General features: G+C 49.2%; 21 protein-coding genes. 10 read left to right on the top strand and 11 right to left on the bottom strand.

What is annotated here, in order from left to right; genetic code table 11:
* Nucleotides 1-4: 4 nt before the first annotated feature.
* From rnpA to B076_RS0100550, 4 genes are all read right to left on the bottom strand, one after another.
* Nucleotides 5-457: a ribonuclease P protein component gene (gene rnpA / locus B076_RS0100560; protein WP_245566289.1), complete on the bottom strand. Its 453-nt coding sequence runs from the start codon at nucleotides 455-457 to the stop codon at nucleotides 5-7.
* 15 nt (nucleotides 458-472) lie between these two features.
* Nucleotides 473-607 (bottom strand): 50S ribosomal protein L34, encoded by a 135-nt coding sequence (rpmH, locus tag B076_RS13125; RefSeq protein ID WP_084205660.1) that lies wholly within the window; start codon nucleotides 605-607, stop codon nucleotides 473-475.
* A gap of 143 nt (nucleotides 608-750) precedes the next feature.
* A complete protein-coding gene (locus tag B076_RS0100555; RefSeq protein WP_028485594.1) occupies nucleotides 751-3,798 on the bottom strand; it encodes an efflux RND transporter permease subunit in 3,048 nt (1,015 codons plus the stop codon).
* Complete coding sequence (locus B076_RS0100550) at nucleotides 3,795-4,835, bottom strand: efflux RND transporter periplasmic adaptor subunit (RefSeq protein WP_028485593.1); 1,041 nt, start codon at nucleotides 4,833-4,835, stop codon at nucleotides 3,795-3,797. Before B076_RS0100550 ends, B076_RS0100555 begins: the two co-directional genes overlap by 4 nt.
* Before the next feature lie 231 nt (nucleotides 4,836-5,066).
* Between B076_RS0100550 and B076_RS0100545 the strand changes: the two genes are divergently transcribed.
* The 6 genes from B076_RS0100545 (at nucleotide 5,067) to B076_RS0100520 (ending at nucleotide 11,410) form a co-directional block, all read left to right on the top strand.
* A complete protein-coding gene (locus B076_RS0100545; protein WP_028485592.1) occupies nucleotides 5,067-5,870 on the top strand; it encodes a sulfite exporter TauE/SafE family protein in 804 nt (267 codons plus the stop codon).
* 316 nt (nucleotides 5,871-6,186) lie between these two features.
* A complete protein-coding gene (gene dnaA, locus B076_RS0100540; RefSeq protein WP_028485591.1) occupies nucleotides 6,187-7,593 on the top strand; it encodes a chromosomal replication initiator protein DnaA in 1,407 nt (468 codons plus the stop codon).
* Nucleotides 7,594-7,622: 29 nt separating this feature from the next.
* A complete protein-coding gene (gene dnaN / locus B076_RS0100535) occupies nucleotides 7,623-8,732 on the top strand; it encodes a DNA polymerase III subunit beta (protein ID WP_028485590.1) in 1,110 nt (369 codons plus the stop codon).
* 146 nt (nucleotides 8,733-8,878) lie between these two features.
* Entirely contained in the window at nucleotides 8,879-9,775 is an 897-nt protein-coding gene (locus tag B076_RS0100530) for a cation diffusion facilitator family transporter (RefSeq protein ID WP_407635171.1), read from the top strand.
* 10 nt (nucleotides 9,776-9,785) lie between these two features.
* A complete protein-coding gene (gene recF, locus B076_RS0100525) occupies nucleotides 9,786-10,898 on the top strand; it encodes a DNA replication/repair protein RecF (RefSeq protein WP_028485588.1) in 1,113 nt (370 codons plus the stop codon).
* A gap of 128 nt (nucleotides 10,899-11,026) precedes the next feature.
* Complete coding sequence (locus B076_RS0100520; RefSeq protein ID WP_028485587.1) at nucleotides 11,027-11,410, top strand: DUF4870 family protein; 384 nt, start codon at nucleotides 11,027-11,029, stop codon at nucleotides 11,408-11,410.
* A gap of 120 nt (nucleotides 11,411-11,530) precedes the next feature.
* Here B076_RS0100520 and B076_RS0100515 read toward each other — a convergent pair whose 3' ends face one another.
* The gene (locus tag B076_RS0100515; protein ID WP_028485586.1) at nucleotides 11,531-11,965 is read right to left on the bottom strand and encodes an Hsp20/alpha crystallin family protein; all 435 of its coding nucleotides are present in this window, start codon (nucleotides 11,963-11,965) and stop codon (nucleotides 11,531-11,533) included.
* A 368-nt stretch (nucleotides 11,966-12,333) separates the two neighbouring features.
* Here B076_RS0100515 and gyrB point away from each other — a divergent pair, with 368 nt between their 5' ends.
* Nucleotides 12,334-14,766, top strand: a complete 2,433-nt coding sequence (gyrB, locus tag B076_RS0100510; protein WP_028485585.1) for a DNA topoisomerase (ATP-hydrolyzing) subunit B — start codon at nucleotides 12,334-12,336, stop codon at nucleotides 14,764-14,766.
* A gap of 260 nt (nucleotides 14,767-15,026) precedes the next feature.
* Complete coding sequence (locus tag B076_RS0100505; protein WP_028485584.1) at nucleotides 15,027-15,971, top strand: phosphoribulokinase; 945 nt, start codon at nucleotides 15,027-15,029, stop codon at nucleotides 15,969-15,971.
* A gap of 83 nt (nucleotides 15,972-16,054) precedes the next feature.
* Here the strand turns inward: B076_RS0100505 and B076_RS0100500 are convergent, their stop codons facing one another.
* The 4 genes from B076_RS0100500 to hemF form a co-directional block, all read right to left on the bottom strand.
* Nucleotides 16,055-17,929 carry a TIGR00341 family protein gene (locus tag B076_RS0100500; protein ID WP_028485583.1) on the bottom strand — a complete coding sequence of 625 codons (1,875 nt, stop codon included), beginning with the start codon at nucleotides 17,927-17,929 and terminating at the stop codon, nucleotides 16,055-16,057.
* A 142-nt stretch (nucleotides 17,930-18,071) separates the two neighbouring features.
* A complete protein-coding gene (locus tag B076_RS0100495; RefSeq protein ID WP_028485582.1) occupies nucleotides 18,072-18,746 on the bottom strand; it encodes a hypothetical protein in 675 nt (224 codons plus the stop codon).
* A gap of 45 nt (nucleotides 18,747-18,791) precedes the next feature.
* The gene (locus tag B076_RS0100490; protein WP_028485581.1) at nucleotides 18,792-19,160 is read right to left on the bottom strand and encodes an RNA-binding S4 domain-containing protein; all 369 of its coding nucleotides are present in this window, start codon (nucleotides 19,158-19,160) and stop codon (nucleotides 18,792-18,794) included.
* A 4-nt stretch (nucleotides 19,161-19,164) separates the two neighbouring features.
* Complete coding sequence (gene hemF / locus B076_RS0100485; protein ID WP_028485580.1) at nucleotides 19,165-20,121, bottom strand: oxygen-dependent coproporphyrinogen oxidase; 957 nt, start codon at nucleotides 20,119-20,121, stop codon at nucleotides 19,165-19,167.
* A 191-nt stretch (nucleotides 20,122-20,312) separates the two neighbouring features.
* On the opposite strand from hemF, the gene B076_RS0100480 reads away from it, so the two are divergent.
* Nucleotides 20,313-21,077: a DUF4197 domain-containing protein gene (locus tag B076_RS0100480; protein ID WP_051347077.1), complete on the top strand. Its 765-nt coding sequence runs from the start codon at nucleotides 20,313-20,315 to the stop codon at nucleotides 21,075-21,077.
* Nucleotides 21,078-21,086: 9 nt separating this feature from the next.
* Nucleotides 21,087-21,911, top strand: a complete 825-nt coding sequence (locus B076_RS0100475; protein WP_245566288.1) for a M48 family metallopeptidase — start codon at nucleotides 21,087-21,089, stop codon at nucleotides 21,909-21,911.
* Nucleotides 21,912-21,958: 47 nt separating this feature from the next.
* On the opposite strand, the gene B076_RS0100470 is transcribed toward B076_RS0100475, so the two are convergent.
* Both B076_RS0100470 and B076_RS0100465 read right to left on the bottom strand, forming a co-directional pair.
* Complete coding sequence (locus B076_RS0100470; protein ID WP_028485577.1) at nucleotides 21,959-22,507, bottom strand: L-threonylcarbamoyladenylate synthase; 549 nt, start codon at nucleotides 22,505-22,507, stop codon at nucleotides 21,959-21,961.
* Between the two features lie 18 nt (nucleotides 22,508-22,525).
* Nucleotides 22,526-23,479, bottom strand: coding sequence for a homoserine kinase (locus tag B076_RS0100465; protein WP_028485576.1), 954 nt, complete (start codon nucleotides 23,477-23,479; stop codon nucleotides 22,526-22,528).
* Between the last annotated feature and the right edge of the window lie 34 nt (nucleotides 23,480-23,513).

Below are 23,513 nucleotides of genomic sequence, written 5' to 3'. Positions count from 1 at the left end.
TGCTTCATTTCATCCGCTCTTTCAGATCACTTTTGCGGATCTTACGAACTAAATGCAGAAAACTGCTTTGCAATGTTTTGTTATCGACGTCTTGGGTGCCCTTGCGACCCAGAACCACAATATCATACCCATTTAGATCGTTTTTATGTAACCTAAATGCCTCTCTGGCCAATCTTTTTATTCGATTTCGCCAAACGGCTCGTTGCAGTTGCTTTTTACTGATCGCCAAGCCCAATCTGGCTTGAGATTTCTGGTTGGGACGAACGATCAATGTCCAGTGACGATTGGCAAACTTCTCGGCGTTGGCAAATACGTTCTGAAAATCTTTGGGGGAGAGTAAGCGGGCAGCTTTGGTAAAGCGATATTGAGTCTTTGGAGGGGTATTTGAGTCTGGGTGAGCTGAAAACGCTTGATTTGTATTCATAAACTCACCAGACTTGGCTTCTAAGTGTACCATCGAGCACACTCAGTATTACGCAGTTAAACGTTTACGTCCTTTTGCACGACGAGCCGCGATAACTTTACGCCCATTCTTGGTCGCCATACGAGCACGGAAACCGTGAGTACGCGCACGCTTGATAACACTTGGTTGAAATGTACGTTTCATGTCAGTTGTCCTTAAATTTCTAATTCCTGAAGCGGAAAAAACGGGAATTATATAGAGTTATCAATAAGAAAACAAATCTTTTTAGTAAAATAAGCAAATTCATTTTAGCTAAATTCAACGCCCACGTCCCCTGATGTCACCGGTTAGAGCTTTATTCTGAACCACAAGGCGTAAAGCGCCGGCAAAAACAGAAGCGTCAACAGGGTTCCTACGCTGATTCCGCCAATCAAAACAAAAGCCAAAGGCCCCCAGAAAGTATTGGTGGTTAAAGGGATAAACGCCAGTACCGCCGCCAAAGCGGTCAACAATACCGGACGGGCACGGCGTAAAGTGGCGTCAATCAAGGCGCTTTTCGGATCCATTCCCTGGCGCTGATTGTCGTCAATCTGCCCTACCAAAATCAAGGTGTTGCGCATCAAAATTCCGGCCAGGCCGATCAGGCCAAGTGTCGCCACAAAGCCGAACGGCTGTGAAAACAGCAGCAGAGCCGCCACGGCACCAATCAGACCCAAAGGCGCGGTGACCAACACCATGAAGGTGCCCAGAAAACTCTGCATATTCAGCATCACCAAGGTCACCATCAACAGCAACATCACCGGCATCAGCTTCTGGATCGACCCCTCGGCTTTGGAAGACTCTTCGACCGATCCGGCAATCGCAATACGAACCCCCTGAGGCAGGTCATTGACCAATGGCTGCAATTGCTTCCAGATGGCCATGGTCACATCCGGTGGCTGAGCCCCGTTCACCTCGGCATTGACATTAATGGAGGGCAGACGATTACGACGTTTAAGCACCGGATCCTCAAAGCCCACTTGAAGCTCAACCAACTGCTCTAGCGGAAGCTTGTTGCCGTTGGTCGTCTCAATCGGCAAAAGACCCAGCTGTGCCAAAGAGTCCTCGGCCTGACGACTGGTGTAACTGGTCAACAGGATACGGCGGTCGTTCTCACGCAACTCTGCCTCATCTTTTCCCTGCAAGGCGTGCTGCAATTGATTGGAAAGACTCAAAGGCGACACGCCCAGCAGAGCCAAACGATCAGAGTCGTATTTCAAACTGATCACCGGAGCCCGATCCCCCCACTCAAGATGCGGGGTACGGATATGCGGGTTTTCCGCCATAATCTGCCGCACCTGCTCGCCGACCTGACGCAACTGATCGATGTCCTCCCCCATGACTCGAAAGGAAACCGGCCAAATCACCGGTGGCCCATAAAGCAAAGCATGGACCCTGACCCGGGCGGCGTCGACATGGCCCTCGGCCAAATAGGCCTGCAATCGCTCTTTAAGGCGGTCACGGGCTTGGGCGTCCTCGGTGACAATAATCAACTTGGCAAACGCCGGATTCGGCAATTCCGGGTTCAACGCCAAGAAAAAACGCGGCGCCCCCTGCCCCACATAACTGGTCAGGGTTTTCACTTCCGGCTGTTGGGACACATAGTCCTCAAGACGATGCGTCAAGTCATCGGTCACTTGCTGGCTGCTGCCTTCCGGCAGATAAATATCCACCATCAATTCCGGACGGTCGGAGCTGGGGAAAAACTGCTTTTCCACCAGTTTGCCCATGCCGATGGCCGCCAACACAAACAATCCCAGGGTGAGCAACACTACGGTTTTACGCTGCTGCACGCAAAACCGCACCAGGCCTGCCAGTTTTCGGGTGAACCGATTTTCGGGCACTTCGTCGGCATGATGGCTGACTTTGGGTTGCGGCAACAGCTTATAACCCAAATACGGAGTAAAAGTCACCGCCACCAGCCAGGAAATCAGCAAAGCAAAGGCCAAAATCCAAAAAATATTTCCGGCGTATTCCCCAACGTTAGAGGCCGCAAAGCCGATGGGAACAAAACCCACTACCGTGACCAGGGTTCCAAATAGCATCGGCGAGGCGGTGACTTGCCACGCATAAGCCGCCGCTTTGCTTCGCTCCAAGCCCTCTTCCATCTTCACCAGCATCATTTCAATGGCGATAATGGCATCGTCCACTAACAGCCCCAGCGCCAGAATCAATGCCCCCAATGTAATACGATCCAGGTTTTTACCGGTCAACTGCATCAAAAAAAACGTCAGCGCCAAGGTCAAAGGAATCGCCAGTGCCACCACTATGCCGGCACGCCAGCCCAAAGCGATGAAACTGACCGCCATCACCACCAATACGGCAATCAAAAACTTGAGCTGAAAGGTATTCACCGCCAAGGCAATGGCATCACCTTGATTGGTCACCTTCTGCAAAGCCACCCCTTCAGGCAAACGCGACTGCCAGTCGTTTGAGAAAGCCGATAAGCGATCGGACAACGCCAAACCGTTTTCCCCCGCCTGCATAATCACCCCCAACAGCAGGGTTTCCTGACCTTGGTTGCGGATTTTAAAGGAACTCGGCGAGACAAAACCGCGCGAGACTTCGGCTAAATCACCCAGGTGCAGCAACTGGCCATCTGCGGCAATGGGCATTTGTCGAATCTGCTCCACCGTTTCGAATTCGGACAGGTTGCGCAAATACACCCTCGCCCCCTGAGTTTCCACAAACCCAGCCGGTGTCACCGTCTGATAAAACGAAAGATTCTGTAAAATCTGGTTTTTCGTCAAGCCGAGTTGCGCCAATTTGGCCGCATTGAATTCGATCTGAATCTGCTGATCCTGCTCTCCGAGCAGATTCACCTTTTGAACCCCATCAATAGCCAACAGAGCATTACGGGTCTGTTCGGCTTTTTCAAGCCAATCGGCATAGCTGAGTTTTCCCTGTGTTAGGGAGTAGAGGGTAAAATACACATCCGAAAAATCATCATTCACAAAAGGACCATGAACCCCGGCCGGCAAAGTGCCCTGCATATCCAGCATGCGTTTGCGCACTTCATAAAACTGATCTTGAATCTTCTCCGGTGGCGTCGAATCCTTGAAGGTGATCAACATCTCCACCTGGCCCGGGCGCGACGTGGTATCGACAAAATCGAAATACTCCACTTCCTGCAAGCGTTTTTCCAGTGGATCCGCCACCTGATTCTGCATCTGCTCAGCCGTCGCGCCCGGCCACTGGGCGGAAACCACCATAACCTTAATGGTGAAGTTAGGGTCTTCGGCACGCCCCAAATTAATGAAGGAAACCGATCCCACCAATAAAGCGAGCAGAAGAAAATAGAGGGTCAGTGCCTGATGCCTGACCGCCAACTGCGAAAGATTGAAGCGCTGCATCATGGTCTAAGTCTCACCGCCTGACCTTCAACCAGCACATGCACCCCTTGGGCGACCACCAGAGAATCTTCTGGCAATTCACTGGTGATATAGGCATAACGGCTATCCAATCGAAACACCTGTACGGGCTTTGCAGAGACCGTTTGGTCAAGCACCTGCCACACGAAACTCTGTTCACCTTTATTAAATATCGAGGACAGCGGCACCTTTTTCAAACCCGGCTCGGCAGTGTTCTCAAACTGCACCTGAACCGTCGCCCCCAAAGGCAAAATCTTGCTGCAATTCAACAAACGATAATACGCTTGGTATTGCAAACTTCCGGTCTGATTAACCGGGCTTTTGGCTCGCAATCTGGCGTCACACAAACCGGGTTGATCCACTCCTTCTACCCGTGCCACGTCAAGTGCCCCCTGAAGGCGGGCGGAAGGCAGCAAAACCGCTACTTCCGGATCACCCGATGCCAATTGAAAAAGTGTCTGTCCCGGACTCACCACCTGTCCGACCTCGACCTCAACCGCACTGATTCGGCCCGATTCAGGTGACATTAAATTACTGTAGGTCAGTTGGTTCTTGGCCAATTTCAGCGTCGCTTCGGCTGCAATCAAGGTTTGACGACTTGCCGACTCAAACGTTTCGGCACGTTGCAATTCCTGCAAACTCACCAACTTGTCTGCATAAAGTTTGCTTAATCGCTTGCGTTCACGCTCCGCATTCAATGTTTCCGCTTGAGCCGACTTTAAACTGGCTTCGCTTCGGGCGACTTCAAGTCGCAAATCCGTCTGATCCAATCGTAGCAAAGATTGGCCAACCTGGACCCGGTCACCCAACTCGACCAAACGCTCGGCAACCTGCCCTTGCACCCTTACACTCAACGGCAAAGTGAAACGCGACACCACCTGACCGGTCAACTGCCAAGTCTGGTGGGTCACTTTTTTTATCGGCACCACACTGACCGGCACTGAGCTCGAGTCGGCCTGAACCGCCTGAACCGTAGGAGCCATTAAAATCGCCGAAACGAGCAATAGAGCAAAAAAACGCATAAAAATTCAGCCTGTGGTTTTAAACCTGCCTTTTAGGCAAGGCGATCCATTAAAGGAGAGATCATTAATTGAATAAGTGATTGTACGATTATAAAACAAACGCTGGTTTGAAACTTCACACTTTTATTAGCCATGAAGATTAAGACATCATGACAATAGGCATTTTCACCCCACTCACAATATTCCTGTCGTTATAATGGCATTTCAATCTTTAACCTCCCAGAAGAACCCATGTTTGAACAGCTCCTTTATGAACTTCCGGTTTACCTGTTGACCGGTGCCTTTGTTGGCTTTGCGGCAGGCCTGTTAGGAATTGGCGGGGGTCTTATCATCGTTCCGGTCCTGACCACGGCTTTTGTCTATTTTTTAGACACCGAGCATATCGTTCACCTGGCCATCGGAACCTCTTTAGCGACGATCCTCATCACCTCGCTCTCTTCCGTCAAAGCCCATCACGGCCATGGGGCGGTTCGCTGGGATATCGTCAAACTTCTGGTGCTGGGCGTTCTTTTAGGGGCCTTCTTTGGCGGTTGGAGTTCACAGTTTTTTTCATCCTCCGTTCTGGGAATGATTTTTGGCATACTGGAAGTGCTGATTGCGATCAATATGCTGCTGGCGTTCAAACCCAATCCTCAGCGTGAACTGCCAGGTCTGCCTGGAAACACTCTGGCGGGCGGGCTGATTGGCAGCCTCGCTTCCTTGGTCGGCATTGGCGGAGGCACCCTGACAACTCCCTACCTGGTGTGGAACAATGTTTCCATGCATCAAGCCATCGCCACTTCGGCGGCGGTCAGTCTGCCCGTGGCACTGGCGGGTTCCATCGGCTTCATACTGGGCGGCATAGAGGCCCAAAATTTACCCGCCTACTCAACCGGATACATCTATTGGCCCGCCTTTGCCGGCATTGTTTTGGCCAGTGTATTCACCGCACCGCTTGGCGCACGACTGGCGCACCAACTTCCGGTCAAAACCTTAAAACGAGTGTTTGGCGTGTTTTTACTGATTCTGGCCAGCAAAATGCTGTTTTTCACATAAAATGCCATATACTTCTATTTAGCGGCATTTAAAATGAATTTTTGCCAAATTTGAATAAGTGTAAAAAACATCATAAAAACAGAATGTTAACCTATAAAAAAATTTAGTTATCCACTAGCACTATCCCCAAACTTATCCACAGAAACGGGCTATGAATTAAAGTTATTCACAGGTATACTTGTTTGAGTAATTTCAAATCCCGTTAGCCGGGTTGAATTTAAACAAATTCCCCCTTTGTCCATACTTTCTTAGCGTGACTTACGAGGGATGACTTGTTTCAGTTTTTTGTTTACAACAAAGAAGAAAGGATACGCTTTTGTCATCATTATGGGCTCAAAGCCTTAAGCATTTAGAAAATGATTTAAACGATCAACAATTCCATACCTGGATTCGTCCACTGCAAGCCATTGAAGAAGATGCAGTGATTCGTTTATTGGCACCTTCGTCTTTCATTTTAGATTGGGTAAACAAAAAACTGATGGACAATATCCGTCAAGCGGTGGCGATTGCCGCGCCAATCAATACACCGGATGTAAAACTGGAAATCGGCGATTACGCAATCGAAACCATTGAAGCCGATGAACCGACCATTCCTCAACCTTTGCAAGTCAAAAAAAACAAAGAGACACAGCCTAAAGACCAAAGCCAACCCAAAAACACGGCGGCGTCTCAGGCCACAGGCAAAACCAGCAAAAACTCAATCAAACATGGCCTAAACGGCAATTTCACGTTTGATACCTTTGTTGAAGGTAAGGCCAACCAACTAGCCGCGGCGGCGGCTCGCCAGGTATCAGAAAACCCTGGAGGCGCCTACAATCCGTTTTTCATTTATGGTGGCGTCGGTCTGGGTAAAACCCACTTGATGCACGCCATCGGTAACCAGATGATGAAGGACAACCCGAATGCGCGTGTTGTCTATCTACACTCCGAACGCTTCGTGGCCGACATGGTCAACGCTCTGCGCCACAATAAAATAGACGAGTTCAAACGTTTTTACCGCTCTTTGGATGCTTTACTGATCGATGACATTCAATTTTTCGCCAACAAGGAACAGTCTCAGGAAGAGTTTTTCCATACCTTCAACACCTTATTGGAAGGTAACAAACAGGTGATTTTGACCAGTGACCGCTTCCCCAAAGAGGTGGACGGCCTGGAAGACCGATTGAAATCGCGCTTCGGCTGGGGACTGACCATTGCAGTGGAGCCGCCGGAATTTGAGATGCGTGTCGCCATCCTGTTGAAAAAAGCCTCCGAGTTCGGTTTTATTCTACCGGATGAAGTCGCATTTTTCATCGCCAAACGTTTGCGCGGCAATGTCCGTGACTTGGAAGGGGCATTGAAACGAGTCGGTGCTTTCGCGCAGTTCACCCAACAATCACTGACCGTTGAAGTGGTGAAAGAGGCGCTTAAGGATTTGTTGGCTTTGCAACAAAAAATGGTCACCCTGGAAAACATTCAAAAAACCGTGGCGGACTATTATAAAATCCGTGTAGCGGACATTTTATCCAAACGACGTTCACGGAACATCGCCCGCCCAAGACAGTTGGCCATGGCTATTGCCAAAGAGCTGACCAACCATAGCTTGCCGGAAATCGGCGATGCATTTGGCGGGCGCGATCACACCACCGTCCTGCATGCTGTGCGTAAGATCAAAGAACTGCGTGAAAGCGATCACCGCATGGATGAGGACTTCAACAGCTTAATTCGAATCATTACCAACTAAATTCAACTTTAACGTAAAGAGTGCTTAAGATGAAAATCAGTCTTTCTCGTGAAAACCTGCTAAAAGTATTGCAAACCGTAGGCGGTGTCGTAGAAAAGCGTCAAACCATGCCGATTTTGGGGAACGTCTTGTTCCAGGTGTTTCAAAACACCTTAACCGTCACCGCTTCCGATCTTGAAATCGAGACTCGAGCGCAAACCGAACTGGAAAGTTCCGAAGTCGAACAGTTTGCCATCACCCTTCCGGCCATCAAACTGATTAACATCGTGCGCTCATTACCGGACGGCCTGACCATTATTCTGGATTTTGAAGAGACCCGCTGTATCTTGTCCGCCGGACGTTCACGCTTTAAGCTCTCGACCTTGCCGGCTGACGATTTCCCGACCATCGACCTGACCCAGGCCGAACTGTCTTTCTCAATGTCACAACACCAATTAAAACAATTGATCCAGCATTCGAGTTTTGCCATGGCCAGTCAGGACGTACGCTTTTACCTCAACGGCATGCTGTTCGACATCAACAACCAGTCGTTGCGCGTAGTGGCCACCGACGGACACCGCCTGTCGACCTGTACAACCGAATTGGCGATGGACGGCCTGGAACCCACACAGGCGATTCTGCCGCGTAAAGGGGTGTTGGAGCTGTCCAAACTGATCGGCGACGACGATTCTCTGATTCAATTCTCTTTGGCGAAAAACTATCTGACGGTGCAGTTTGAAGAGACTGTATTCACCTGTAAACTGGTGGACGGTCGCTTCCCGGATTACCGTCGAGTGATTCCACAACACAATGACCAGACAGTGCAAACCGACCGCGAACTGTTGCGCAACCTGTTGCAGCGTGCGTCGATTCTGTCCAACGACAAATTCAAAGGCATTCGTTTCATCCTGGCCAACAACCTGCTGGCGGTCAACGCTTCCAACAGCGAACAGGACGAATCCCATGAAGACATGGCGATTGACTACAACGGGCCGGACATGGAAATCGGTTTTAACGTCAGTTACATTCTGGACGTCTTGAACTCTATGCAGGAAGACTGTGTGACCATTCAACTAAAAGACTCTAACAGCAGCAGCTTGATCGAATCGCATTCTGACGTGTGCCACTGTCAACACGTGATTATGCCGATGCGCCTCTAGGCCTTTTCCTTTTAACCCGGCTTGAACCGCATCATCTTGATGGATTGGCCGGGGTTCAACTCAACAAGCCCATCCCAAGCCATACGAGCTTTAGTCGGCTTGCAAACAAAACAGCCATTATTCAAATACCTTCTCGGGGTTAGCGCATGATGAATCCAGCACAACTCGTTCGCATCGCAACATACACATCGGTTGCCGTCGCGGTGACTCTGGTGCTCATCAAAGTCGTGGCCTGGTGGCAAACCGATTCGGTCAGTATTCTGGCTTCGCTGCTCGATTCCACTTTGGATATCGCTGCTTCGGTCATGATCGCCGTGGCGGTTCACATTGCGCAAACTCCGGCAGATAAAGAACACCGATTTGGACACGGCAAGGCAGAGCCCTTGGCTTCCTTGGCGCAGAGTGTCTTCATCGCGGGTTCGGCCGGTTATCTGTTGCTCTATTCGATCGACCGGATCTTCATCCCACAGCCACTGCAATCGCCCCAAACCGGTTTAATCTTCATGCTGATATCATTGATTCTGACGTTGCTTTTGATCAGTTTTCAACGCTATGTGATCAGCCAAACCCAATCCAGTGCCATCAAGGCGGATTCACTGCATTATGTCAGCGATGTCTTGGCCAACCTATTGGTTATTTTGAGCTTATGGTTAAGCCACATTCAATGGCTCGATCCGCTACTAGCACTGGGCATTGCCTTATGGATCCTCTACAGCGCCATTCACATTGCCAAAGAGGCCGGCAACCAGTTGCTGGACCGTGAACTGCCCAATGAGATCCGCCAGCAGATTCAACAGATCATTCTCGGCACACCCAATGTCCGGGGATTCAACGATTTGCGCAGCTATCAGTCGGGCCCCAACTTTTTTGTACAATTGGATTTGGAGTTAGACGACGACCTGACCCTCAAACAAAGTCACCAGATTGCTGAAGAGGTCACACAGGCTTTGCAAAACGCCTTTGAAAATATTGACGTAATGATCCACCAGGAGCCGGTGAGCTTGAAGAACGATCCGGAACACCACACCTGGGGCAAAGCATAATGGCAAAACCGTGACCCAAATTCGTCAATTTAATCTGCAGAATTTCCGCAACTGCAGCCAAGCACAATGTAGCCTCAGCTCCGGCCTCAACCTGTTTGTTGGCGACAATGCCGCTGGCAAAACCTCGCTCATTGAAGCCATTTGGCTGCTGGCCACCGGGCGATCGTTCCGCACCAGCAAAACCCAACACCTGATTCAACACCATCAGAACGAAAGCACCCTATTCTGCGAGGTGGTCTCCAGCCATGATGCCTTAAAAAGCCATCGCCTGGGCATGCAAAAAAGCGCGGTTCAAACCACCTTGCGCATTGACGGCGAAACCGCCAAAGGACAAATCCACATTGCCGAACTGCTGCCGGTTCAACTGCTGACACCGGAAAGCCACCGTCTGCTGGAAGAGGGCCCCAAAGCACGCCGCCAATTCATGGATTGGGGCTGTTTTTACCAAAGCCAAGAGTTCATCCAACTTTGGCGGCAACATCAGCGCATCCTTAAACAGCGCAATCACGCCTTGAAAAGACGTCTTCCCAGAGAACAGATCCAGTTATGGGATCCGCAACTGGTTGAGATCGCCCTTAAAATCGATGCCATTCGTCAAGCCTACCTTGAGGCCTTAACCCCCTATCTGCTGACCTTCTGTCAGGCTTTAATGCCTGAAATCGAAGAAGAAGTAGTGTGCCAATACCGTTCCGGCTGGCCCAAAAACACGCCTAACCTGTTGGACTTGATGACGCAGAACTTTGCCAAAGATGTGCAGTTGGGACACACTCAGCATGGTGCCCACCGTGCCGATATCCGCTTCAAGTTCGGAGGATTGGAAGCGATCAACACCCTGTCGCGCGGTCAACAGAAATTGTTCGTTTGTGCGCTGCTGCTGGCACAAGCCAGCCTGCACGAGAAAGTGGTGAACGAACCTGTGATCATGCTGATTGACGATTTACCCGCCGAGCTCGACGAAACCCACCGCCTAAAACTGTTGGAGTTGCTGCAAATCCTCAATATCCAACATCTAATTACCAGCACCAGCGAATCCCTGATTCCCATTTTGGCACCCGAAACCACCCAAATATGGCATATCCAAGCAGGAAACCCGATTCTTCAAAAACCAGAAACTTCCAATTGAAAACCGGCAGGCCTGGTCAAGTCGCTTCATAAAATCGAAAGCCCATCTGATTAAGTATTTTTATCTAGTTTCTCTGCCACTTCTTTTATAATCAAATGACCTTTTAACAGAACTCTCAGAGGATGCCTATGTCTGACACCGCAAACACTCCTTCCGAAACCGCTCAAAAAACACAAACACCACCCGTCTCCACCACTTTACCGACCATCATCTACGCACTCTATCTGGCCAACCTGATTGTGCCTTTTGCCGCTTTAGTGGGCGTCATCATGGCCTATATCAACAAATCCGACGGAGCGGACTTCCTGGAGTCGCACTACCAGTTCCAAATCCGCACCTTCTGGATCGGTCTGCTTTACGGTTTCATTGGCGTACTCTTGACCTTTATCGTCATCGGCTGGCTGATTCTGTTTTTTACTGTCGTCTGGTTGATCATTCGCTGCGTTAAAGGCTTCAAGTATTTGGGCAAACAAGAACCCATGCCGGAACCGACCAGCTGGATGTTCGGATAACCAAACTAATAAAACCCGCGCAGAATCGACAGGCCTGTTGATTCTGTCAGTCACATACAAAAAAGGCTGACATCATAGTCAGCCTTGCTTGTTTAAAATTGAATGAATTCAGCAGATCACTTATTTCACTTCAACCTGCTTGCTTGAAGCAGCCCTTTCTTTTTTCGGAAGCACCACCTCCAGCACACCATCGTTAGAGCTCGCGGAAACATTTTCGGCATCCACGTTCTCCGGCAGGGTAAAGCTGCGTTCAAACTTGCCATAGCTGCTTTCCATGCGGTAGTACTCCTCTTCCTTGACCTCTTCCTTGGTTTTGCGCTCCCCGGAGATGGTGACGCGGTTATCCTTCACTTCCACGCTGATGTCATCTTTTTTAACACCCGGTAAATCCACCTCAATATGGTAAGCGTAATCCCCTTCACGGGTATTGACGGTGGGAGTAAACCCAGCCAAACTCGATTCTTCGGAAGATTTTGACGGAAAAGCGTGCTGAAAGCGTTTCTCCATCTCTCTCAACTCTTTAAACGGATCAAATGTAGTTAAAAATCGATTCATGGTATTCCCCCTTTCGGATTGCATACAAAATAAATCCACTCGCACTTAACCTAGGGATGATTCAAAACACATTCAACCCTTTGCCAAGAAACATAAATGATAATACAAAACCTGTCTTAACAAATTGTTTTTAATCAACTTTTAATAAATTTTTACGCACTTTACCCCACTGTAAAATAGAATCACATATTTTTTAAAAATTAACAGGCCTGTCAGGCAAATAATTAGGCTGCCCCCTGTAAACTATAAGTTGTTGATTTAATAAACAAATAACACCAAACAACAGACCATGCATTTCCCGTTGAATAGTGGTATAATTTGCTGAATATTTTTGCATTTAAAATAACACTAAAAAGACACTGAATTCTATGACTGAAGAAACGCAATACGACTCCTCCTCCATCAAGGTTCTAAAAGGGCTAGATGCCGTTCGTAAACGTCCAGGGATGTATATCGGGGACACCGACGATGGCAGTGGTTTACACCACATGGTTTTCGAGGTGGTCGATAACGGAATCGATGAGGCTCTAGCCGGTCACTGTGACAAGGTCGTGGTCACCATCCACACCGACGGCTCCGTCTCAGTCACGGACAACGGTCGTGGGATTCCTGTCGGCCTTCATGAAGAAGAAGGCGTATCTGCGGCGGAAGTCATTATGACCGTGCTTCACGCCGGTGGTAAATTCGACGATAACTCCTACAAAGTCTCCGGTGGATTGCACGGGGTAGGGGTGTCGGTGGTCAACGCCCTGTCGGAAAAATTGATTCTGACGATCAAACGTGAAGGCCATGTCTGGAAACAGAGTTACACCCACGGCGTCCCGGATGCGCCGCTTGAGGCGATCAGCGAGACCGATGAAACCGGAACTGAAATCCGTTTCCTGCCTAGCAAGGAAACCTTCACCAACGTCACCGAATTCAACTTCGATTACCTCTTGAAGCGTTTGCGTGAGCTCTCCTTCCTGAACTCGGGTGTGCACATCGAACTGCTCGACAAGCGCGACGGCCGTCATGAAATCTTTGAATTCGAAGGCGGTATCAAAGCATTTGTGGATTACATCAACACCAATAAACCGGTCATTCACGACAAAGCCTTCTATTTCACCACTGTCAAAGACGACATCACTGTTGAAGTCGCGATGCAGTGGTCGGAAGCCTACCAGGAATCGATTTTCTGCTTCACCAACAACATTCCCCAACGTGACGGTGGAACGCACCTATCCGGTTTCCGTGCGGCCTTGACGCGTACCCTGAACAGCTACGCCGAATCGGAAGGGTTGAACAAAAAATACAAAATGAGCATCTCCGGCGACGATGCCCGTGAAGGCTTGGCGGCGGTCATCTCGGTCAAGGTTCCGGATCCTAAATTCTCGTCGCAGACCAAAGACAAGCTGGTCTCTTCGGAAGTGAAAAGCGCGGTGGAAACCGCCATGAACGAAAAACTGGCCGAATTCCTGCTGGAAAACCCGAAAGACGCGCAAGCGGTCTTCGCCAAGATTGTCGATGCGGCGCGCGCTCGTGAAGCGGCCCGTAAAGCCCGCGAAATGACGCGTCGTAAAGGCGCTTTGGATATTGCCGGCCTACCGGGAAAACTCGCGGATTGCCAGGAAAAAGACCCGGCATTGTCCGAACTCTATCTGGTGGAGGGTGACTCCGCCGGCGGTTCCGCCAAACAAGGGCGTGACCGTCGCACCCAGGCGATACTGCCTTTGAAAGGTAAGATCCTCAACGTCGAAAAAGCACGTTTCGACAAGATGCTGGCTTCAGCCGAGGTCGGTACACTGATCACTGCGCTAGGTTGCGGGATTGGAGCTGAAGAATACAATATCGACAAACTGCGTTACCACCGCATCATCATCATGACGGATGCCGACGTGGATGGTTCGCACATCCGCACCTTGTTGCTGACATTCTTCTACCGACAGTACCCGGAGTTGGTTGAAAAAGGGTACATTTACATCGCCCAGCCACCGCTATACAAAGTCAAGAAAGGCAAGCAGGAAGCGTATCTGAAAGACGATGCCGAACTGGAAAATTACCTGTTGCAAACCGCTATCGACAATGCAGCGCTTTGGGTGTCGAAAGAAGGGCCAAGTATTTCCGGTGTGGCCTTGGAAAGCCTATCCAAACTGTATTTCAAAACCGTACACACCATCAACCGCCTGTCGCGTCGCTACAACCGTAACTTCCTGGAGTTGATGATTGAAGCGCCGACCGCCGATGTGGTGCTTTTAAACGATTTTGACCTGGCATCCAGCTGGGCCAGTGACATTCTTCCAAGACTCAGAGCGGTCGGAGAAAAAGACAAAATCGAATACCAAATCAGCATAGAACCGGCCAGTGATGTAGACAGCGATGCCAAATTCCAGATCCGCTTGCAACAGCGCGAACACGGCACTTTGAGTTCACAGGTTTACGATGCCGAATTCTTCAACGCCAAAGAGTATCTGCAGATTGTCGAGCTGGGCAAAGCCTTGCAGGGTCTATTGACTGAATCGGCCTACATCCAGCGCGGTGAAAAAACTGAAGAAGTGCAAAGCTTCAAACAAGCAGTGGATTGGCTGTTTGCCGAAGCCAAACGCGGCCAAAACATCCAGCGCTACAAAGGTCTGGGGGAGATGAATCCGGAACAGCTTTGGGAAACCACCATGAACGCCGAAGCGCGCCGACTGTTGCAAGTCACCATCAAAGATGCCATTCAGGCGGATCAGGTATTCACTACCTTGATGGGTGACGAAGTGGAGCCGCGTCGTAACTTCATCGAATCCAATGCCTTGCAGGTTGAAAACTTGGACGTTTAAGTCCGATTTGAATCAAAAAGTGAACGCTCGTTTAAGCGCTTTAAAACCAAAAGCAAAACGAAAAACAGCTGTCCAAACGACACTCAATCGGCAATAAAATCGGCATTTTAACTTGAGAATTCAATACTGTAGTAAAAATTTAATTTTGAAAAAAACGATTATTTAGTTTCTAATACCCCGCTATTAGTCTAAAGCTATCAAAATATTAAACTTTAAAAATGGGCAGGCCTGTCCATTTCGTTAAATTAGGAGACTGTGTTATGTCAGTAGAACATCCAATTGTAACCGTTACCGGTTCATCTGGTGCTGGTACCTCATTCGTAAAGCGTGCCGTAGAAAAAATCTTTGATCGTGAAAACTTGAACGTTGCGATCGTTGAAGGCGATAGCTACCACAAATACAACCGTGCGGAAATGAAAGAAAAAGTCGCCGAATCCAAAGCAAACGGTGGCCCGGTTCTGACTCACTTCTCTGAATATGCCAACGAATTCGCTGAGCTTGAAGCCCTTTTCAAGGAATACAAAGAAAACGGTACCGGAAAACAGCGCTACTATATCCACAGTGATGAAGAAGCCGCCGAACATAACGCACGTTTGGGCACTAACTTCTCATCCGGTGAATTCACCCCTTGGGAACCGATTCCTGAAGGAACCGACGTTCTGTTCTACGAAGGTCTTCACGGTATGGTGAAGCGCATGGATCACGGACCTGAAGAAGGCAAGCACAATGTAGCCCAGTATGTTGACCTGGGTATCGGTGTGGCACCATCCATCAACATCGAATGGATGCAGAAAATTTACCGTGACACCTCTGAGCGCCCTTACTCGGTTCAGCAAGTGCGTGACGTCATCCTTGAGCGTATGCCGGATTACATTGAGACCATCGTGCCTCAGTTCCACCGTACACACATCAACTTCCACCGTGTACCGTTGATCGACACTTCCGATCCGTTCTCGACCATGTCTCCGGATGCGCCAATGGGCCCAGCTCCAGAAGATTCATTGATCATCTGTCATGTCCGTCACCAGGATGTGGATATGGAAGCGATCAAGGCTAAAATCCCCGGTGCTTTCCTGCAGAACCCAGAAACCCTGGTTTGTGGCGGTGAACACATGGTTCAAGCGATGGATTTGATGATGACTCCGATCATTCAAAATCTAATCGCTAAAAAGCGTGCCGCTATGGCCGCTCTTGGACAAGCATAAGATATTATTCTAGGCCTTTTCAGTCCTATCCAATAAAAAACCCGCTTAAAGCGGGTTTTTTATTGGCCAATTCTCGTCCTGATTTACCGAATCACCGCAGTCTTCGCTTCCAGACGAATTTTCTGCGACAACAACTTTTCCATCTCATCTTTGATGTCATCAATCTGCTGACCCTTTAAAGGCTGGCCCGACAACAAGGTGACCGAGACAAACATGGGATCGCCACTGCGGATTTTAACGTCGCGTACCTCAATTCCCTTTGATTCCCAGCCCTCAAGCGCATAAACCACACGCTGTTCATCGACCATCTTATTAAACGCCAACACCAGCGGAATACTTACCACCAGCACAAACGCCAAAGTCAGTAAAATGCCCTTTTTAGCCAAATGGAACGGACTGAAACCCATAAGTAAAAACGTCGCGGAGGCTGCCAAGACAATGCCCACCAGGTTAGTCATGAACAGCAAAAAAGCCCCCCAGAACACACTCCAATCCATCCAGCCAATGCCAATGCCCGATACCGCTAACGGTGGCACCAGCGCCACCGCGATGGCCACTCCAGCCAAACTTTTCGCCACCTCGGAACGTGCATTGGCGTAAGCTCCGGCAATACCGGAGATGATCGCCACCCCCAAATCCAAAATGGTGGGGCTAAGCCGCGCGCCAATTTCATGATTGACGGTATGCAGAGGCGTGACCAATGTCAATAAAGTACCAAACAACAGTGCCAACAACACACCGGTTAGAAGGGTCCTGCTGCTGACGGCCACCAAATCGGTATTCTGCCTCAACACTCCCATTGACAATGAAATAATCGGCGCCATTAAAGGCGCGAGTATCATCGCGCCAATAATCACCGGAGCTGAATTGGCAAACAATCCCACCGTGGCCAACAAGGTCGCCAATACCATCAAAACCAGATAAGATTCACTTGTTTGAGCGTTTTCTCTAAGGGTAATGAAGGTTTCCTTGACCTCTTCCTGATCGGCGTGGTGTATCCAGTGAAGCGGCCGATTGATGACCTCCTGAACCGCCTGACCTTTTGGCAGGCCTGAAGTCCTGAGTGACTCTTTATGCTCTTTTAACTCCAACTTTTTAGGTAAGAAACTGCTTAGTACCTTCAGTGCATCATTTTGTACCCGAACCTCAATCTGTTCCGCACTGAGCAACTCACCATCCACACTGTAATCCACAGATTTGCCACTATTAATGTTCAAAGCCGTCGTTTTGATATGTCCGAGATAATCGGACAAGGAAACATTGCGAACGGTTTTGGGCAGCACCTTTGTCAATAGAAAATGTACCACCTCGGAAATGCTTCTGGGAGCGAGAATCACCGCATCCAATGAGGCTTCGTCTTCACTGGTTTCCCCCACCACCCGTTTGGTGAAATCGCTGTTACCAGGACGATAGACGATGGTGATGCCCAAGGCTGCGGTATTGACCACACTGTCTTTCGCCGTTTCCAATCGATAAGGAAGCAAAGAGCTTTTACTCAAATTAAAAGTCAGTACAGCCAACTGGGTCAATTTACTCCAAATGCCTTCGTCCACCTGGACGGCCGGTTTCATGGTCACCGGATTTCCAAGCATCACAGACCCCAATACCAAGCGTTCGTTGCAATACATCAAATCGGCATTCACCGGCTCTTCCATCGCCATGATATCGGTGATTGCCTCTTCAGGCTTGGATGGAACATTGAATAAACGACTGCAACGGTTCATCTCGGGGTGCGGCAAAAACCCGATCCACCACTCCTGTTCAGAGGCATGGGGTAACACCCGATAAAGGTTCTCGTCACCCAACCAGATCAACACCCGGGACTGCTGACCCAGTTGGGGCATGGAGGACGAATCGTAAGCAATGAAATCACACTCATATTCCAACAAAAGCGGTTTGATCTCTTCATCGAAAACCTCCTTTTGCTTGGAATCATACAGAACCGTATATAAAGCCATGAGCGCTCCTTTACAGGCGACTTATAAAATAATTAATGAAAATCAGTTTACACAGTTTCTAAGCAATCGCCAAAAACTCCTGGCATAAAAAAACCCCCTGATTGAATACAGAGGGTTTTTAAAGATCGGCTTACAATTCTGATTAAAAACGGTAAGTCACGCCGGCCTGCAGAATCGGCAAGAAATCGTAATCTCCCACGTCATCCTGAAGTTTTTTCTCTTCACGTATCAAGTCTGCCTGAAAATCAGAGTCTTGCGTTACATCGGTACCATTCACATTACCGGTCGCATTCAAGTCAACCTGTCCAGAACCGGTAAATATCGCTCCCAATTCAACCATTGCCCCCCAGCCTTGTGCTGGAGAATGTCCCCAACCCAAACTTAATGTCGGTGCACTGTCCCAGTCAATTTGACCATCTAAATAAACATTACCGTTATAGGTGTTATCACCCACTACAAATTCGGATTGTTCATGGGCATTGGCTTTAACATTGAAATTATTCACTGCATAACCCGCCGAAAGGAAGAAAGCTCCGCCAAACGGATGATAATCCAAGGCCAGACGATTAATACCACCATCCAGTTTCACATCATATTCAATCTCAGTATCACTGGTGGTTTCATTGATTCCCATCCCTGCAGACAAAGCACCGCGAACCTGAAGCACATCATTGATCGGATAATTCAATTCCAATGTCGGACCTGAAAACAAACCATAACCGGCGCCAATGCCCAAACCTTCAACCGAAGCCGCCTGAACCGTATTGGCCATAACAAGTGCAGAGCCCATGGCCGCTGCGGTGACTAATTTTTTCACACATTACTCCTAAGTCATGTTTAATAATTCAACAGAATACTAGATTCAAAAACCCAACTTGTCAATGCTGCGTCGGTCCCGTTTCGTGGGGCGACCGGCGCCTTTTTCACGGTAACCCACCAATGCCATGTCGGCAGTGGGTTTACGCTGGTTCAACACCTCACTATCCAGTTGATAAAGGGTTTGAGCTTGCTCGGCGGAACCGCGTTTATCGCTGACAACCAACACCGTCACCTCAATCTGACGATGTGGCTGGGTAATCTTGAGCTTATCGCCTACCGACAAGGTTTTGCTTGGCTTGGGCTTGTGGCCGTTGAGTTCGACCTTACCGCCCTTAACCGCCTCCAAAGCCACCCCTCGAGTCTTAAAGAAACGTGCCGCCCAAAGCCATTTATCAACTCTTAACTTATCCATCGGATCAGACCAGTTCGATTAACCAATCTCTTGGCATCAGATAGTCATACAACTGCGCCTCTTCGGTGCCCGGTTCCGGCTGATAGTCGTATTTCCAGGTTGCGATGGGCGGCATCGACATCAGGATGGATTCGGTGCGCCCACCGGTCTGCAAACCAAAAATGGTGCCGCGGTCAAAGGCGAGATTGAATTCGGCATAACGGCCTCGACGATAAAGCTGGAAGTCCCGCTGACGTTCGCCATACTCAATTGCTTTGCGGCGCCCCACAATCGGCCGATAAGCCTTGATGAAATGATTGCCGACCGACTGCATGAATGCAAAACATTGCTCAAAATCCCAACCAAATGTTTCGGCATTCAAATCATCATAGAAGAGTCCACCAACGCCACGCGTCTCGTTACGATGCTTCAAATAAAAGTACTCGTCACACCAAGCTTTATATTTTGGATAGATTTCCTCGCCAAACGGCTCACATGCGGCTTTTGACTGAAGGTGCCAGTGCACCACGTCATGATCAAACGGGTAATAAGGGGTCAGGTCGAAACCACCGCCAAACCACCACACCGGTGCTTCGCCTTCTTTTTCGGCAATGAACAGGCGCACATTGGCATGGGAAGTGGGTACATAGGGGTTTCTCGGGTGAATCACCAAGGACACCCCCAAGGCTTGGAACGAGCGCCCGGCCAGTTCCGGACGGTGGGCGGTGGCAGAAGCCGGAAGGGTTTGGCCTCGAACGTGTGAGAAATTCACCCCACCTTTCTCAATGACCTCACCACCTTCCAGCACCCGTGAACGGCCTCCGCCGGTCAGCCCCATTTCGCCTTTATCAGGTTCACGTTCCCAGGCATCGACAATAAACTCCGCGGATCCATCTTCTTCAGCCAACTGCTGACAAATGTCATCCTGCAGACTCAACAGGTATTCTTTAACCGCTTTTATGTTTACTTGGGTGTCTGTCATCGCTTTATCCACTTTATTTCTATCGTTTAGCGATTATTTTAACCCGAATAACACTCTTTTTAGAGCTAATTCACCCTCTTGGAAATTCATGCCACCTCTAATACGCTTGTATTCACAACCACTAAAAACTATTATTTAATTTTGATATGAATAAGCACTCCTCATCCTCTTCCAGTCATTAAGGAATCATCATGTACCTGAAACGCTCAATCATTGCTTTATTCACCGTTTTTGGCCTCAGTCACGGCTCCTTAGCCCACAGCAGCTGGTGGGAAAGTGGAATGGACCTGCTTAAAGACATTCAAAGCGAATCTCCAACCTCTGATTCAAGCGTTCAACCCAGCAACAACCTTTCTAGTGAAGAACTCAACAAAGCATTCAAAGAAGCCTTGAGTTTGGGTTCCAAGGCGGTGGTCAGCCAGCTCAGTGTTAAAGACGGTTTCAATGCCGATCAAGCCATTCACATCCCGCTTCCGGATGAGTTAAAACGGGTCAAGAGCCTGCTTGGCAATGTCGGAATGGGCAATTTAATGGAAGATCTCGAACTTAAACTTAACCGCGCTGCGGAAGCCGCCACCCCGGAAGCTCAGGCGCTTTTCCTAAACGCCATCAAATCGATGACGTTCGAGGATGTGCAAACCATCTATCAGGGCCCCAAAGACTCGGGAACCCAATACCTGAAGTCCAAAACCAGCGACGACCTGAAACAGAAAATGCGACCCATTATAGAACAGACCCTTAACAGTGTCGGAGCCGTCAACACCTACGACAAAGTCATGCACGAATACAAAAGCCTGCCCTTTGTTCCGGATGTCAAAGCCGATCTGCTCAACCATGTCACCCAAAAAGGCATGGACGGTATGTTTTATTATTTAGCCAAGGAAGAAGAAAAGATTCGCAAAGATCCAGTCAAGCAAACCACCGAACTGCTTAAAAAAGTATTTGGAAGCGAATAAAGCACTCCCATGATGAAATTTATGAAACTCGTTAAAACCCTGTTTATCAGCCTGTCACTGATTTCGCTCAGCGCCTGTGTGGGCACTCAAACCACCAAACAAGGGGCGGTTGGCATCGAACGCCAACAACTGATGATGTTTTCCGAACAGGAGATGAACCAAGGAGCTGAAAGAGCCTATGACGCCATCCTTAAAGAAGCACGTCAGAAAAAAACCCTGAACACTGACGCCAAAATGGTGGAACGCATTCGCATTATCGCCAACCGTTTGATTCCGCAAACCGGCGTGTTTCGTAAAGACGCCCCTCGGTGGGATTGGGTAGTCAATCTGATCAAGTCAGACCAATTGAATGCCTGGTGCATGCCCGGAGGCAAAATCGCTTTCTATACCGGCATCATTCAAAAACTCAAACTTACCGATGATGAAATCGCCGCCATCATGGGCCACGAGATGGCACATGCTTTGCGTGAACACGGTCGCGAACGCGCTTCCCAAGCTCAATTAACACAAGTTGGTTTGGCCGCTTTGCAGGTTTTCACCGGCATCCAAGGCCCCGCGCTGGATGCGACCGCTTTGGCGTTGAATGTTACCCTGACTTTGCCAAACAGCCGTACTCACGAAACCGAAGCTGATCGCATGGGCGTGGAGCTGGCGGCTCGCGCCGGTTTCAACCCTTATGCAGCCGTCAATATTTGGCAAAAAATGAGCAAAATGGGCAATGGCGGGGCACCGGAAATCCTCAGTACCCATCCAGCACACGATACCCGTATCAAGGATTTGAAAAAATACGCCAGACGGGTCGAACCGCTGTATTTTGCGGCCAAACCGCGCTAAAAGCTGCTTGGTTAAATTCATAAACAGACAGGCCTGTCTGTTTATGGCTACCTTAGAACTTCACCGCTTTGAGCATCTCGAATCTGGGTAGGCTGGGCAAGAGACCCCAGCTCGCCTTGAAGACAATAAAGTTCCTCGCCAAAGACTTCGGATACCTGGTCACAGGATTTGGCTGGCGGTTGAGTGGAAAGGTTAGCACTGGTGGAGACGATAGGCCCGCCAAATTCTTGGCAAAGTTGTTGCACCAACAGATGCGCCGAGACACGGATGGCAACGCTATCGCGACCCCCGGTAATCCAGTCGGGTAGCGATTGTTTCAATGGCAGCACCCAAGTCACCGGACCTGGCCAGGTTGCCAGAACCTGCTCTTCCCAAGGCATGCCGCTCAATTGCACATAGGGCAAAACCTGCTCCACAGAAGCCGCTACTAAAATCACGCCTTTTTCCGGTGGGCGTTGTTTCACGTGAAACAACAATTCCACCGCCTGCTGATTAAACGGATCACACCCCAATCCATAAACCGCTTCGGTAGGATAAGCAACCACCCCTCCCGATTTAAGGAGTTTAACGGCTTGGGTAACGGAAGAGTTTTTCAAAGTGAGCAGGCCTGTTGGTTACACGGATTGCTGATGAATCGCCAACACGCGTTTAAACACTTTTGGATCCTTAATCTGGGTCATCTCCCCTTCCCGTGGTATATGCAGGTCTTTAAGGCGTGACAGAAAGAAACGCAAGGCCGCCAATCGCAACGCCGCAGGCCAAGCTTTCTGTTCGGCATCGGTCAAAGGACGTTGTTTCTGATAGGTTGACACCATGGCTTCAACCTTGGCTTGATCGAAATGGATCTCCAGAGGCTGTTCGCTATGCAACCGACACCAGTCATTGACCATCACCGCCAAGTCATACAAAAATGTGCTGTTGCACGCATAATAGAGATCGATGATGCCGGAAAGCTGATCGCCGTCAAATAGGGCGTTGTCGCAGAACAGATCCGCATGGATCACACCTTGTGGCAAATGCGCCCAGTCAATCGTGGACTGGAAAGCAAGCTCTTGAGTGATCATCTGTTTTTCATCGTCCGGCAAAAAAGCTTCTATTTGCTTGAAGGTGGCCTGCATCCATTGCAAATCACGGTCATTGGTGCGTTTAGATTCAAAACCGGCTCCAGCTTGATGGAAACGTGCCAACTGCTCCCCCATGACACCGCACTGGATTTCGGACGGGTCTTCCACCCCGCTGCCGGTCAAACGTTCCACCAAGGCGGCCGGCTTACCGTACAGCTCTTTTAAATAACCGTTCGACAAGGTTTGAATCGGATGTGCGGTCGGAATTTGATGTTCCGCCATAAACGCCATAATATCCAGAAAATAGGGCAACTCTTCAAAACTGTGGTGTTCGAAAATGGTGAGTACAAATCGTTTGGTTTCCCCGTTCAGGTTGGTATCCACAAAATAATTGGTGTTTTCGATACCGGCACTGATGCCTTCAAAGGATTTCAAGCTCCCGACTTCATAATCCTTTAAGAATTCGATTAGCTGGGGTTCGTCAACGACTGTATAGACAGACATAGAGTAAAGTCTCGTTATTGGGTAAAATGATCCC

This window comes from Thiomicrorhabdus chilensis DSM 12352 (genome assembly GCF_000483485.1).
In the GTDB taxonomy this organism is placed as follows: Bacteria; Pseudomonadota; Gammaproteobacteria; order Thiomicrospirales; family Thiomicrospiraceae; genus Thiomicrorhabdus; species Thiomicrorhabdus chilensis.
Note: the sequence above shows the minus strand (reverse complement) of the source record. Positions and strands in the feature narration are given on the sequence as shown.